Source organism: Agrobacterium sp. ST15.13.013 (genome assembly GCF_027956525.1).
Classification (GTDB): domain Bacteria; phylum Pseudomonadota; class Alphaproteobacteria; order Rhizobiales; family Rhizobiaceae; genus Agrobacterium; species Agrobacterium salinitolerans.
The window spans coordinates 20,264-33,962 of record NZ_JAQKGP010000031.1 but is presented as its reverse complement, the minus strand read 5'-3'; the positions used below and the strand labels follow the sequence as shown (position 1 = coordinate 33,962).

The 13,699-nt window shown below is 61.9% G+C and carries 13 protein-coding genes and 1 riboswitch; of the genes, 10 read left to right on the top strand and 3 right to left on the bottom strand.

Features of this window, described 5'->3' with window-relative positions; translation table 11 throughout:
- Nucleotide 1: 1 nt before the first annotated feature.
- The gene (gene cobO / locus PL597_RS23010; RefSeq protein WP_137412352.1) at nucleotides 2–619 is read right to left on the bottom strand and encodes a cob(I)yrinic acid a,c-diamide adenosyltransferase; all 618 of its coding nucleotides are present in this window, start codon (nucleotides 617–619) and stop codon (nucleotides 2–4) included.
- Between the two features lie 133 nt (nucleotides 620–752).
- Nucleotides 753–967, top strand: a riboswitch (cobalamin riboswitch).
- Nucleotides 968–1,087: 120 nt separating this feature from the next.
- On the opposite strand from cobO, the gene PL597_RS23005 reads away from it, so the two are divergent.
- Genes PL597_RS23005 through PL597_RS22975 form a run of 7 tightly spaced genes read left to right on the top strand, consistent with a single transcriptional unit; the run spans nucleotide 1,088 to nucleotide 9,406 of the window.
- Nucleotides 1,088–1,513, top strand: coding sequence for a DUF1636 family protein (locus tag PL597_RS23005; RefSeq protein WP_269824781.1), 426 nt, complete (start codon nucleotides 1,088–1,090; stop codon nucleotides 1,511–1,513).
- Nucleotides 1,510–2,547: a cobalamin biosynthesis protein CobW gene (gene cobW / locus PL597_RS23000; protein WP_077983652.1), complete on the top strand. Its 1,038-nt coding sequence runs from the start codon at nucleotides 1,510–1,512 to the stop codon at nucleotides 2,545–2,547. The genes PL597_RS23005 and cobW overlap by 4 nt, the downstream gene beginning before the upstream one ends.
- A 2-nt stretch (nucleotides 2,548–2,549) precedes the next feature.
- Nucleotides 2,550–5,900, top strand: a complete 3,351-nt coding sequence (gene cobN, locus PL597_RS22995; RefSeq protein ID WP_269824782.1) for a cobaltochelatase subunit CobN — start codon at nucleotides 2,550–2,552, stop codon at nucleotides 5,898–5,900.
- A complete protein-coding gene (gene cobG, locus PL597_RS22990; protein ID WP_271366314.1) occupies nucleotides 5,900–7,252 on the top strand; it encodes a precorrin-3B synthase in 1,353 nt (450 codons plus the stop codon). The genes cobN and cobG overlap by 1 nt, the downstream gene beginning before the upstream one ends.
- Complete coding sequence (locus PL597_RS22985) at nucleotides 7,252–7,884, top strand: precorrin-8X methylmutase (protein WP_137412348.1); 633 nt, start codon at nucleotides 7,252–7,254, stop codon at nucleotides 7,882–7,884. Before cobG ends, PL597_RS22985 begins: the two co-directional genes overlap by 1 nt.
- Entirely contained in the window at nucleotides 7,881–8,648 is a 768-nt protein-coding gene (locus PL597_RS22980) for a precorrin-2 C(20)-methyltransferase (RefSeq protein WP_142912903.1), read from the top strand. Before PL597_RS22985 ends, PL597_RS22980 begins: the two co-directional genes overlap by 4 nt.
- Nucleotides 8,645–9,406, top strand: a complete 762-nt coding sequence (locus tag PL597_RS22975) for a precorrin-3B C(17)-methyltransferase (protein WP_142912904.1) — start codon at nucleotides 8,645–8,647, stop codon at nucleotides 9,404–9,406. Before PL597_RS22980 ends, PL597_RS22975 begins: the two co-directional genes overlap by 4 nt.
- On the opposite strand, the gene PL597_RS22970 is transcribed toward PL597_RS22975, so the two are convergent.
- The gene (locus tag PL597_RS22970) at nucleotides 9,373–10,155 is read right to left on the bottom strand and encodes a cobalt-precorrin-6A reductase (RefSeq protein ID WP_137412346.1); all 783 of its coding nucleotides are present in this window, start codon (nucleotides 10,153–10,155) and stop codon (nucleotides 9,373–9,375) included. The two genes, PL597_RS22975 and PL597_RS22970, sit on opposite strands and share 34 nt — an antisense overlap.
- Between PL597_RS22970 and cbiE the strand changes: the two genes are divergently transcribed.
- Genes cbiE through cobM form a run of 3 tightly spaced genes read left to right on the top strand, consistent with a single transcriptional unit; the run spans nucleotide 10,154 to nucleotide 12,614 of the window.
- The gene (cbiE, locus tag PL597_RS22965) at nucleotides 10,154–11,431 is read left to right on the top strand and encodes a precorrin-6y C5,15-methyltransferase (decarboxylating) subunit CbiE (protein ID WP_077983645.1); all 1,278 of its coding nucleotides are present in this window, start codon (nucleotides 10,154–10,156) and stop codon (nucleotides 11,429–11,431) included. The genes PL597_RS22970 and cbiE overlap by 2 nt on opposite strands.
- Nucleotides 11,425–11,841 (top strand): cobalamin biosynthesis protein, encoded by a 417-nt coding sequence (locus tag PL597_RS22960; protein WP_162520514.1) that lies wholly within the window; start codon nucleotides 11,425–11,427, stop codon nucleotides 11,839–11,841. The genes cbiE and PL597_RS22960 overlap by 7 nt, the downstream gene beginning before the upstream one ends.
- Complete coding sequence (gene cobM, locus PL597_RS22955; RefSeq protein ID WP_077983643.1) at nucleotides 11,841–12,614, top strand: precorrin-4 C(11)-methyltransferase; 774 nt, start codon at nucleotides 11,841–11,843, stop codon at nucleotides 12,612–12,614. Before PL597_RS22960 ends, cobM begins: the two co-directional genes overlap by 1 nt.
- Here cobM and PL597_RS22950 read toward each other — a convergent pair.
- Complete coding sequence (locus PL597_RS22950) at nucleotides 12,569–13,699, bottom strand: cobalt-precorrin-5B (C(1))-methyltransferase (RefSeq protein WP_162520495.1); 1,131 nt, start codon at nucleotides 13,697–13,699, stop codon at nucleotides 12,569–12,571. The genes cobM and PL597_RS22950 overlap by 46 nt on opposite strands.

Sequence of the window (13,699 nt, the reverse complement as noted above, 5' to 3'; positions counted from 1 at the left end):
GTCAGAATTCTATCCCCGCCTGCGCTTTTACGCCGGCCTTGAAGTGATGTTTCACGAGGGTCATTTCCGTCACCATATCGGCCGCGTCGATGAGCGGTTGCTTGGCGTTGCGGCCGGTAACGATGACGTGCAGATCGGGCCTTCGGCTGGATAGCGTTTCGACCACCTCCTCCAGTGGCAGGTAATCGTAACGGAGCGCGATGTTCAGCTCATCGAGGATCAGCAGGCCGACGGTCTCGTCGGCCATCAGGACCTTGGCTTCTTCCCAGGCCTTTGCCGCCGCCGCGACGTCGCGCTTCAAATCCTGCGTGTCCCAGGTGAACCCTTCGCCCATGGTGCGCCACACCACCCTGTCGCCGAACAAATTCAGCGCCTGCTGTTCTCCCGTCGACCATGCACCCTTGATGAATTGCACCACGCCGACCCGCCGCCCAGTGCCGAGCATGCGCAGGGCAAGGCCGAAAGCGGCGGTGGATTTGCCCTTGCCCGGGCCGGTATTGATCATCAGCAGACCTTTTTCGATGGTCTTTTCCGCAACCTCGGCGTCCTGCACCGTTTTGCGGTTGACCATTTTCTGCCGGTGACGTTCGGCTTCGCTGTCGCTGATGTCACGTGTCATCGCGTTTTCCTTTTCATCCAGCGGCGTGGGACCCGGTGCCCCGCCATTCGGAGCGGCGACTATACCCAATTTGCCGCACCCGGCAATGTGCGGGCCACAGGGTCGCGGCATTGACCCCCACGCCCGTTCAGCCTAAGGGTAACGGACTGACGGTCTTTTCCCGGCAACGGGAAAAGCTAAGAGGGAACACGGTTCCAACCCGATTACCGGGTCATTCCGTGGCTGCCCCCGCAACTGTAAGCGGTAAGCCCGCACCGTAAAGCCACTGGACGCCTTAACGGGTTCGGGAAGGCGGTGTCAGGATGTAAAGCCGCGAGCCAGGAGACCTGCCGTTTCAGGAAAAACGTCTGCCGGGCGGGGTGCTCCGGTCAGTCGGTTAGATCGAACACCCGGCTTGCGTCTGTCCGCATGCCGTATTCGGCATCCGCACCCCCGAGATTTTTTGTAAGGCGCGGGAAACGATACGGTTTGGATATTTCAGCGACATCTTCATGTGCAGGCGGAAACACGCAGAACGAAACAGCGTCCGGCGTGACCGTCTTCGTTTGCAGAAGCTGCCGCGATGAAACCGATCCCAATGCCGAACCGCGCCCCGGTTTACGTCTCGCCGATGCCGTCATCGCAAAGGCGCAGGAAACCGGTGTCACCGTTCGCTCCGTCAACTGCCTCGCCAATTGCAAGCGCGGGCTTAGCGCCGTGCTGCGCAGCGCCAATGGCTGGTCCTATGTCTTCGGCGGGCTGACGACCGGTGATGCGGAAGATTTGCTGACCGGTGCGCAGCTGCTGGCGGCCGCCCCCGATGGTCTGATGCCCTGGCGCGGCCGCCCCGAACCCTTAAAGCGCGGCATGGTGGCGCGCATTCCCCCATTCGATTTTACCGAGGAGAGATCATGAGCACCCTTCTGGACCGCGTTCCCTGCACCATCGTTACCGGCTTTCTGGGGGCCGGCAAAACCACGCTGCTGCGCGGTCTTCTCGAAAAGCTGGACGGCAAGCGGCTGGCGATCATCGTCAACGAATTCGGCGATATTGGCATCGATGGCGAGATTCTCAAAGGTTGCGGTATTGAAAGCTGCCCGGAAGAAAACATCGTCGAACTGGCTAATGGCTGCATCTGCTGCACGGTGGCGGATGATTTCCAGCCCGCCATCGAACAGATTCTGAGCCGCCAGCCGAAGGTGGAACATATCCTCATCGAGACCTCGGGCCTTGCCCTGCCGAAGCCCTTGGTGCAGGCCTTCCAATGGCCGGCGATCAAGAGCCGTGTGACGGTGGACGCCGTCGTAGCCGTAGTGGATGGCGCCGCCCTTGCCGAGGGTCAGGTGGCGCACGACATGGAAGCGCTCGCCACCCAACGGGCAAATGACGAGGCGCTCGATCACGATGACCCGGTCGAAGAGGTTTTCGAGGATCAGGTCGCCTGTGCCGATCTTATCGTGCTGACCAAGGCCGATCTGCTGGATGACGCCGGTCTGGACAAGGCCAAGGCGCATGTTCTCGAACATCTGCCGAAGGCGGCAAAGATCGTTGTGGCCTCCAATGGCGCCATCGACCCCGCCGTGCTGATCGGTCTTGGCCTTGCGGTGGAAGAGGATATCGAAAACCGCCGCACCCACCACGATGGCGAACTCGACCACGAGCATGACGATTTCGACAGCTTCGTCATCGATCTGCCGACTGTTACCGATCCGGAAGCGCTGGCGGCCCGTATCGCCAAGACGGCTGCTGCCGAAAATGTCCTGCGCATCAAGGGCTTCATCGAAATTGCCGCGAAGCCGATGCGCCTGCAGGTGCAGGCTGTCGGCAGCCGAGTCAACCATTATTACGACCGGCCCTGGGCTGCGGGTGAGGAACGCCGCAGCCGCCTCGTCGTCATCGGCGAAAAGGGCATCAACCGCGAAAAGATCGAACAGATGCTGGCCGCCTAACGATGCACATCCTCGCTACCACATCCTCGTCTCTGGACGATCTGATCGAGCCGGTTGATCTCAACCAGCCCCGGTCTGATGTGGTGATACTGTCTTTTTCGGCAAGCGATCTTGCCGGGCTGGAACAGGCCTGGCGGCGAACAGGGGGGGCGCTCCCCTCCCTGTCAGCCGCCAACCTCTCCGAGCTTCGGCATCCCATGTCGGTCGATCTCTGGGTCGAAAAGACGGCGGAACATGCCAAGGTTATTCTTATCCGGATTCTCGGCGGCGCGGAACGCTGGCGTTACGGCGTCGATCAGCTTTCCATTCTTGCGCACGGGCGTGGCATCAAGCTTCTGCTTTTGCCGGGTGAGTGCAGCGAAAGGGACGAGAAACTGGAAGCGGCCTCGACCGTCGATCGGCGGATTTTGGCCTCGGTCCTCTCCTTCTTCCGTGAGGGTGGGCAAGAGAATATGGATCGGCTTGCCCTTGGTCTCGCCGCTCTTGCAAGGGCCGAGGCATGGCCGGATATCGAAGCCGAGCCGCTACCAAAAGCCGGTTTCTACCGGCCCGGCAGGGGCGTTGTGGATAGGGCGGAAGCCTGCGCGGGTTTTCCCGAAGGTGTGCCCGTTCTGCCCATTCTGTTTTACCGCTCCATGCTTCTGGCGGCAGATGCCGCACCGGTGGACGCGCTTTTTAAGGCGCTCTCGCAGCGCGGCTTTGCGCCATTGCCGATTTTTGTCAGTGGTCTGAAGGATGGCGAGGCGATCCGTTTCCTCGAAACGGCGCTGCCCGATCTGAAGCCCGCCGCCATCATTGCCGCCACCGCCTTCGCCAGTCAGACTGATGATGACGGGGCAACCTTGTTTGACCGGATGGGCGTTCCGGTGTTTCAGGTGGTGATGGCGACGACGCGGAGGGACGGATGGGCGGAAAATGCGCGCGGTCTCAATCCTTCCGATCTCGCCATGCATGTCGTCCTGCCGGAGCTGGATGGCCGGATTCTCGTCGGTGCGATCTCATTCAAACAGGCGCGTGTGGATGGCGGCGCGAGTTTGCTCAATGTACCCGAGGCTGATCGCATCGAGCAGGCTGCAAATCGCATCGCCGCTTTCCTGCGGCTGCGGAATGCCGCTCCACGGGATCGGCGGATCGTTATTCTGATGCCGGACTATCCCGGTGCGGCGCCCGGGCGAACCGGTTATGCCGTCGGTCTCGATGTGCCGCAAAGCGTTCTCGAAATGATGCAGGATCTCGCCGGGGCAGGCTATACGGTCGAGGATATTCCTGAGACTGCGCGGGCGTTGCTCGCCTGCGTCGAACAACAGGAAGCGGCAATTGATCTTTCCACCTACGAGTTTTTTTTCTCCGCCTTGCCGTCGGCATCTGCCGCATCCGTGAACGCGACATGGGGCGCGGCAATCGATGACGACGCATTCGTCGATGGCGCGTTCCGGTTCCGCGCCGCACGTTTCGGCGAAGTGTTCGTGGCGCTCGCGCCGGACCGGGGCCGCAATGAGGATCGTCGGGTGGACTACCACGACCCCGCCCTGCCGCCACGTCACGCGCTTGTTGCCTTCGGCGCATGGATGCAGCGGATTGCGGGTGCGCATGCCATCGTGCATGTGGGCGCGCATGGAACGCTGGAATGGCTGCCCGGAAAGACGGTAGCGCTTTCCTGCAATTGTTTTCCCGAAATTGTCACCGGCTCACTGCCGGTGGTCTATCCGTTCATCGTTTCCAATCCGGGCGAGGCGGCGGTCGCCAAGCGGCGCATCGCGGCCGTGACCATCGGCCATGTTCCGCCAGTACTCGTGAATGCCGGGCTTTCGCCGGAGCAGTCGGCGCTGGAGCAACTGGTCGATGAATATGCGCAGGCGGATGGGTTGGATCGCCGCCGGCGTGACCGGCTGGCGAAACTGATCGTTGAAAAGGCGCTGGAGACCGGGCTTGCGGCGGAAGCGGGCGTGGTGGAGAAAGATGATCCAGATGCGGCGCTGTCGCGCATCGATGCTTTTCTCTGCGACCTCAAGGATTTTGCGATCAAGGACGGCCAGCATGTTTTTGGCCGCAGTGCCGAGGGTGAGACCGACCTTCTGAGGCTTGAAAGCGCCAAATCGGAAAAAGCCGCCCTGATTGCCGCGCTCAATGGCCTGCATATCGTTCCCGGCCCTTCCGGCGCACCTGCGCGCGGGCGGCTCGATGTGCTGCCCACTGGTCGCAACCTTTATGCCGCCGATCCCCGCACCATGCCGACGCCGACGGCATTTGAACTCGGCAAAATGGCAGCTGAAGAAGTATTGCGCCATCATCTACAGAGCCATGGCGACTGGCCGAAGCACCTGGTCTTCGATCTCTGGGGCAGCGCCAGCCTGCGCAATGGCGGTGAGGATGTGGCGCAGGCGCTGCATCTGATGGGGACAAGGCCGATGCATGACCCCGCTACCGGTCGTGTCACCGGTATCGAGGTTTTGCCGCCCGCCAGCCTCGGGCGACCGCGTGTTGATGTGACGTTCCGCATCTCCGGGCTGTTCCGCGACATGTTTCCGGCGCTGATCGCGCTTCTCGACGCCGCCACCAAAGCCGTCGCGCGCAGGGATGAAGCGCCGGGCGACAATCCGCTTGCGGAAGAGGCCGCAGCGCTCGGGCATATCCCGGCGCGCATCTTCGGTTCTGCGCCCGGCACCTATGGCGCGGGTATCGAGGAAAAGCTGGCGGGCGGTACCTGGGAGGAACGCGAGGAGCTGGGGCGGGCATATCTCGAGGCTGCAAACCATGCTTTTGGCGGCGCCGATGGACTCGACATCGTTGAGGATGCCGGCTTTACCGAACTTGTGCGCCGGGCCGATCTTCTCGTTCATACCGGCGATGATCCCGGTCGGGATTTGCTCGACGGTTCGTCTGATGTCGCCTTCATTGGCGGTTTTTCCGCTGCGAAGGCTGCGCTCGGGGATATTGCCGATATCGTTGCCTTGGATACGACCGATCCGGCCCGCCCGCGTGCGCGGACGATCTCGCAGGCGCTGACGCGTGTGGTGCGGGCACGCGCCGTCAACCCGCGCTTCATCGCCGGCCAGATGCGGCATGGGCCGCGTGGTGCCGCGGAACTGCTTGAAACCGTTGACCGCCTGATCGGATTTGCGGAGACGACGCATGTCGTGTCCTCATCTCTGATCGAATGCCTCTACGACGCCTATTTGGGCGACGAGGCCGTGCGCGACTTTCTTCTGCGGGAAAACCCGACAGCGGCGCGGGTGATGGCCGAACGCTTTTTATCCGCGCGCCGTCGCGGGTTGTGGCATAGCCGCCGCAACGCGGTTGATGCCGAACTGGAAATGCTGATCCTGCCGTTTTCCGAAAGGAGAAAGGCGTGATGGCCGCTGCTGCCGATACCGTTCAGCCGTTTGGCCGCCGTGGCGTCTGCCCCGCCCTTTCCGCCCCCATGCGGACAGGCGACGGGTTTTTGTCGCGAATTGCTTTTGAGGCTGATATATCGCCGCGCGAGATGGTGGCGCTTTGCCATCTTGCTGAGCGGCATGGCAACGGATTGATCGACATCACCGCCCGCGGCGGGGTGCAGTTTCGCGGTCTGACGCCCGACAGTGCGATTGCGCTGGAGAAGGAGGTACTGGCGCTGGACCTGCCGCTTCGTCACGGACTTGCGATAGAGACCTCGCCTCTCGCCGGTCGGGATGATACGGAAATTGCCGATGCCCGCCCGCTTGCCGCAGCAATTCGGCGAGAAGCCGGCAGGCTTCAACTTCATGAAAAACTCGCCGCCAAGATGTCGGTCGTCATTGATGGTGGCGGTCGCCTGTCTCTGGATGGTTTGCTGGCCGATATTCGCCTGAAGGCGGCGTCTCTGGGTGGCAGAACCCTTTGGCAATTGATGCTTGGCGGGCCGCAGCCGAAGGCGCTGAAGGCAGGGTTGATCGAGACGCACGCGGCGCCGGATATAGTTGTCTCTCTGCTCGTCCATCTGGCTGCTCAAGGACCGCTTGCCCGCGGCCGCGATCTGGATGTTGCAGCGACGAGGTCGATCTGCGGAGATCGTCTGCTGGCTGGAGAGATTGCCGATGAACTTACGGACACGTCTCTGCCATTGGGGCTGATGACGACGGGAGAGGATCGCTTTGCTGTCGGCATCGCCCCTGCTTTCGGACAACTCCCGGCTTCCGATCTGGCGAAGCTCTGCGAGCAGGCCGATGCGCTCGGTATCGAAACGTTGCGGCCATCGCCAAACCATAGCCTGCTATTATTCGGTCCTTCTGCGGTCTGCCGCGATTTGCTTGCGGTGGCGGGCGAGACGGGTGTTATCACTGCTTTCGGGGACGCGCGCTCTTCCGTTGCCGTGTGCTCGGGCGCGCCACGTTGTGGGTCGGCCTTCTTTGCCACCCATGAGTTGGCCGCCTTTGCGGCTGAAGAATGCCCTTCCCTGCTGGATGGCTCTTTCACGCTTCATATTTCCGGCTGTGGCAAGGGATGTGCCCATCCAGGACCGGCGCTTCTGACGTTTTCCGGCACTGCTGAAGGCCTGGCATTTTCTATTTCGGGCCGCGCCGGCGACGCGCCCAATGGCATTTTACCTTTTCAGCATCGCAGGACGGCGCTTTCGCGGCTTGCCCGTCTTTACGAAAAAGAACATAAGCCCGGAGAAAACGCTGCCACCTTTCTTGTCCGTCTGGGCACGGGAGTAATCGGCGCGGCGCTTCGACAGGATGACTGATGACCGACTATGACTATATTCGCGATGGCAATGCGATCTATGAACGCTCCTTCGCCATCATCCGTGAAGAAGCGGATCTGTCCGCCTTCAGCGATGAACAGGCAGATATCGCCATTCGTATGATCCATGCCTGTGGCCAGGTGGAGGCGGCAAGCCACTTCCGCTTTTCGCCCGATTTCGTTGGCGCTGCGCGTTCCGCCCTCCTCGCTGGCAAGCCTATCCTCTGCGATGCTGAGATGGTGGCGCATGGCGTGACGCGCGCGCGCCTTCCGGCCGGCAATGAGGTTATCTGCACCCTTCGCGATGCTCGCACGCCCGATATTGCGAAACGGATAGGCAACACACGGTCCGCCGCCGCCCTTGATCTGTGGGCGGACAAGCTGGATGGCGCGCTTGTCGCGATCGGCAATGCACCAACCGCCTTGTTCTATCTCCTCGAAATACTGGAAAAAGGCGATGCCCGCCCGGCGGCCATCATTGGCATGCCCGTTGGCTTTGTGGGTGCGGCGGAATCGAAAGACGCCCTGGAGGCAAGTTCGCTCGCTATTCCCTACGCCATCGTCAAGGGGCGTCTCGGCGGCTCGGCCATGACCGCCGCTGCGATCAACGCGGTTGCGAGGGCGGGCCTTTGAGCGCGGCACTCCTTGAACATCCCAAGGGCAAGCTTGTTGGCGTCGGCACCGGTCCCGGCGATCCGGAGCTTTTGACGCTGAAAGCCGTGCGTGCCATCGAAAGTGCCGATGTTCTCGCCTTCTTCTGCAAGAAGGGAAGCAGCGGCAACGGTCGCGGTATTGTCGAAGCCTTCATTCGTCCGGGCACGCTGGAAATGCCGCTGGTTTACCCGGTAACCGTCGAAAGCGACAAAAACGGCGATGAATACAAAGATGCCATCGCGGGTTTTTTCGATCAGTCGGCGAAGGATATTGCCGTGCATCTCGAGGCTGGGCGAAATGTTGCCGTGCTCTCCGAAGGCGATCCGCTGTTTTATGGCTCCTATATGCACCTGCATCTGCGGTTGGCGCCGTCTTATCCCGCCGAGGTCGTGGCTGGCATCACCGCCATGTCGGGATGCTGGTCCATGGCTGGCCTGCCGCTGGTGCAAGGAGACGATATTTTAAGCGTGCTTCCCGGTACACTTGGAGAAGATGTTTTGACGGACCGCCTTTCCGGAACGGATGGGGCGGTCATCATGAAGGTCGGGCGCAACCTGCCGAAAATCCGCCGGGCGCTGGAAAAGGCTGGCAAGCTTGAAGACGCGCTTTATGTCGAGCGCGGCACCATGGCCAACAGCCATGCGGTGCGGCTTGTCGATCGCGATGCGTCGCCTGCTCCATATTTTTCGCTGGTTCTGGTTCCTGGCTGGAAAACAAGACCCTTGGCTGGTGAAAAGTCATGACGGGCAGGCTCGTCGTCGTCGGTCTTGGCCCGGGCAGTCAGGCCCAGATAACGCCGGAAGCGCTCGCTGCCGTTGAAGCTTCGGACGATTTTTTCGGTTATTTCCCTTACATTGACCGGCTGTCGCTTCGGCCGGACCAGCGTCGCCACGCTTCGGACAATCGCGAGGAGATTTCCCGCGCCGAGCAGGCTCTGCGGCTTGCCGCTTCCGGCGGCAAGGTGTGCGTGGTGTCCGGCGGCGATCCCGGCGTTTTCGCCATGGCGGCGGCAGTTTGCGAGGCGATCGAAAGCGGCCCCGCCGAATGGCGCGATATCGATTTCTCCTTCGTGCCGGGTGTGACAGCCATGCTGGCGGTCGCTGCGAGAGCCGGCGCGCCGCTTGGCCATGATTTCTGCGCCATTTCGCTATCGGATAATCTGAAACCCTGGGGCATCATTGAAAAACGGCTGATCGCGGCGGCAGAAGCAGGCTTTGTAATGGCGTTCTATAATCCCGTCAGCAGGGCGCGGCCGCACCAGCTCGGGACCGCTTTTGATCTGTTGCGGGCGCATTTGCCCGGTTCGGTGCCGGTGATCTTCGGTCGCGCGGCAGGCCGGACGGATGAGCGTATCCGGGTTGTGCCTCTTTCGGAAGCTTCGAGCGATATGGCGGATATGGCTACCTGCATCATCGTCGGCTCGGTTGAAACCCGTCTGATTGAACGTTCCGGCAAGGAACCGCTGGTTTATTCGCCGCGTTTTTCGAGAAGAGAGAGCTGATGGCGAATGGCGGTGAGCGCAGCGGCAATGTCCGGCACCGTCACGTCATTCAGGGGCGCGTCGTTTTGCTGTCGCGGCCGGTCGATCATGATGACCGGAAGGCCGAGCCGTCGCGCCGCTTCGATCTTACCATAGCTCGCGCTGCCACCGGAGTTTTTCGAGACCACCGTCTCGATGCGGTTTTCGTCCAGCATGCGGATTTCGTCGTCCAGCGCAAAGGGGCCGCGCGCGGTAATATAGCGCGCATGCGGCAGTTTCAGTGGCGGCTCCACCGGGTCGACGCTGCGGATGAGATAGTTGTGCTGGGGCGCGGTTTCGAAAGGAAGAAGCTCCTGCCGTCCCAAAGCCAGAAACACGCGTCTGCCTTCGCTGCCGAGCGCGGCGACAGCCTGTTCGACAGTGTCGACATCATGCCACCTGTCACCCGGCTGGCGCTGCCAGGCAGGACGCGAAAGGACGACCAGCGGAACTCTGGCGAGCCGCGCCGCCTCAATGGCATTGGCGGAAATTTTCGCCGCATAGGGATGGGTGGCGTCCACGAGAATATCGAAATCCCCGGTGCGAATGAAATCCGCAAGACCGCTAGCACCACCGAAGCCGCCACTACGCATCGGCACTGGCTGTTCCACCGGCGAGAGCGTCCTGCCGGCCATGGAGAGGAGAATACGGTCGCAGGATTCCTGCGCCAGCCTGCCCGCCAGTATCCGGGCATCCGCCGTGCCGCCAAGGATGAGTATGGAGCGTGTCATGACGTCTGAATATTCCGGAACGGGCCAGGCTTCCACAAAAAATGAGGCTTCCACCGAAAAGAAAGAAAAGCCGTGGCTCTCCATCGTCGGCATAGGTGAGGACGGGCTGCAAGGGCTGGGCAGCAAGGCAATTGAGGCAATTGAAGCGGCCGAAGTGGTTTTTGGCGGCAAACGCCATCTGGAGTTGGCGGCCGCGGCCATTCGCGGTGACGCCCAGCGCTGGCCGGTGCCCTTTGACACCGAGATGAGCGATGTCGTGGCGCTGCGTGGCAGGCGCGTTTGTGTGCTGGCGTCAGGCGATCCGTTTTTTTACGGCGTCGGCGTCACGCTTTTGCGGCAAATCGAGGCGGACGAGACAGTTTGTCATCCCTCGCCCTCCGCCTTTTCGCTTGCTGCCTCGCGGCTTGGCTGGGCGCTGCAATCAACCGAGTGCGTTTCGTTGCATGGCCGTTCCGTCGATCTTCTGCGCCCGCATCTCCATGGGGGTGCGCGCATCATCGCCCTGACGTCTGACGCGCATGCGCCGGCTTTGATTGCAAATCTGCTGTCTGATCTCGGTTTAGGCCAGTCGGAATTCATTTTGCTCGAAGCCCTGGGCGGAGAGCGGGAGAGGCGGCGGCAGGTCAGGGCGGCCGATTTCTCGTTTGAAGACATCGACCCGCTGAATGTGGTGGGGATTGACGTCGTCGCGGCCGATGGCGCCCGCGTTCTGCCTTTCACATGTGGGCTTGATGACAGCCTGTTCGAACATGACGGGCAGATCACCAAACGTGAAATCCGCGCCGTGACACTTTCCTCTCTTGGCCCACGGCGGGGCGAGTTGCTGTGGGATGTCGGTGCCGGTTCGGGTTCGATCGGCATAGAGTGGATGCTGTCGCACCACTCGCTCCGCGCCATCGCCATAGAACAACACCCGGAAAGGGCGGAGCGTATCGCTCGCAATGCCGAAGCTTTCGGTGTTCCGGCGCTTGAGGTCATGATCGGCGCGGCCCCTGCGGCTTTCGAAGGCTTGGCCAAGCCGGATGCGATTTTCATTGGCGGCGGCGGCAGTGAAGACGGTGTGCTTGAGGGGGCTATGGAGGCCCTGAAACCCGGCGGGCGGCTGGTCGCCAATGCGGTGACGCTGGAAATGGAGGCCATTCTGCTTGCCGCCCATGCGCGGCACGGCGGATCGATGATCCGTCTGGATGTGTCGCGGGTGGCGGCTGTCGGTTCCATGTCGGGCTGGCGTCCGGCAATGCCGGTGACGCAATGGAGCTGGACCAAGCCATGGTGACCGTGGCTGGCATAGGTTGTCGCAGAGGCACGGGTCCCGCTGCTGTCATTGCCGCCGTGCGTGCCGCAGAACGTGCTTTTGACGTGACGGCGGAATGCCTGGCGACCGCGCCGCTCAAAGCCGGTGAAGCCGGTCTTTTGGAAGCGGCGAAAAGCCTGTCGCTGTCGCTTGAGATCGTATCGCAGGAACGGCTCGAGGCGGTTGCTTCGAAAACAATGACATTTTCACAGGCGAGCCTTGATCATGCCGGCTCGCCAAGTGTGAGCGAAGCGGCGGCGCTTGCCGCCGCCGGAGAGAATGCAAGGCTGGTTGCGCCGCGTCTTGTGGTTGACGATGTCACGGTGGCCATCGCAACGACTGACGACGCCCCGCAGAAAAGCAGCAGCGCCATCGAACATGGAGAACAATAATGACGGTTCATTTCATTGGCGCCGGTCCGGGCGCCGCCGATCTCATTACGGTGCGCGGGCGCGATCTTGTCGCCGCCTGCCCGGTGTGCCTTTATGCCGGCTCGCTGGTTCCGAAAGCGCTCATTGAATATTGTCCTCCGGGCGCCCGCATCGTCGATACGGCCGCGCTTTCATTGGATGAGATCGAGGCGGAATTTGTGGCCGCAGCGGAGGCCGGAAAGGATGTGGCGCGGCTGCATTCCGGCGACCTTTCCGTCTGGAGCGCCATGGGCGAGCAGATTCGCCGTCTGGAGCGGCTGGGTCTGGATTATACCGTCACCCCGGGCGTGCCGTCCTTTGCCGCCGCCGCCGCCACTTTGCAGCGGGAACTGACTGTGCCGGAAGTGGCGCAGAGCCTTGTGCTGACCCGCATTTCCGGGCGCGCATCGAAGATGCCGGAGGGTGAGACGCTGAAGGCTTTCGGTGCGACGGGCGCAACGCTCGCCGTCCATCTCGCCATTCATGCCATCGGCAAGGTGGTGGAAGAGCTGACGCCGCTTTACGGTTCGGATTGCCCGGTCGCCATCGTCGTTCGCGCGTCCTGGCCGGATGAGCGGGTTATCAGAGGAACGCTGTTCGACATTGAGGACAAGCTCGCAGCCGAACCGGTGGAGCGGACGGCCCTGATCTTCGTCGGACGTGGGCTTGCCTCGACTGATTTTCGTGAAAGCGCGCTTTATAGCACCGACTATGTTCGGCGGTTCCGGTCTCCGAAGGAAGATGCGAAAGGCTGATGCGACGGCGTGGAGGCGGTGCGGCCCTTGAGCGCGCCCTGACGATCGAACACCAGAATATCGAGCGCAATGGCCGGCATCTTCAGCGCTGCCGCTGCGGTTACCCAGGCTTTTTCAGCAACGACCGCACCGAGATCTATCTTGGCGCTTTCGGCCAGCTCAAAGGCGTGCGCGACCATGTTGGCCTGACGGATGGCAATGGCGAGATTTTCATTTCCTCCGGCTTCCCGCGCCAATGCCGCCAGCGCATCGAGATCGGCCAATCCCTTTTTGGAGTGCACGTCGAGCATTCCCTGGGCGAGCTTAGTCATCTTGGCGACGCCGCCCGCGATCGTCACCCGCTCGACCGGATGGCTGCGCAGGTATTTCAGCATGCCGCCGATGAAATCGCCCATGTCGATAAGCGCGGTTTCCGGAAGATCGTAAAGCGCCTGCCCGGCTTTTTCGGAGGTGTTGCCGGTAGCGCCCAGCACATGGGTGCAGCCGGTGGCGCGCGCCACATCGATGCCGCGCCAGATCGAATGAATCCACGCCGAGCAGGAAAACGGAATGACGATGCCGGTGGTGCCGAGGATAGAAATACCGCCGACGATGCCGAGCCTGCCGTTCAGGGTTTTTTCCGCCAGTTTCTCGCCATCGCGGACGGAAATCTCGACCTCGAAATCGGTACTTTCTCCGGCCACCTCGCGAATGGCCGTTTCGATCATCTTGCGCGGCACGGGATTGATGGCGGGTTCTCCCGGCGGCAGGGGCAGGCCCGGCCGGGTGATGGTGCCCACGCCCTTCCCGGCCTTGAAGATGATACCGCTTCCCGGTTGACCTCGTCTGACCGTGCTTTCGATCAGCGCGCCATGGGTGACGTCGGGATCGTCACCCGCATCCTTGACGACACCGGCGCGGGCGAAATTATCACCCTTTTCCTCGATGGCGAGGGAAAATGCGGGCCTCGCGCCGCTTGGAAGTTCGACCTCGACAGGGTAAGGAAATTCGCCGGTCAAAAGGGCAGCGCAGGCCGCCTTCGTGGCGGCCGCCGCGCAGGTGCCCGTGGTCCAGCCGCGGCGAAGGGTCTTTCCATCCGTATCCAT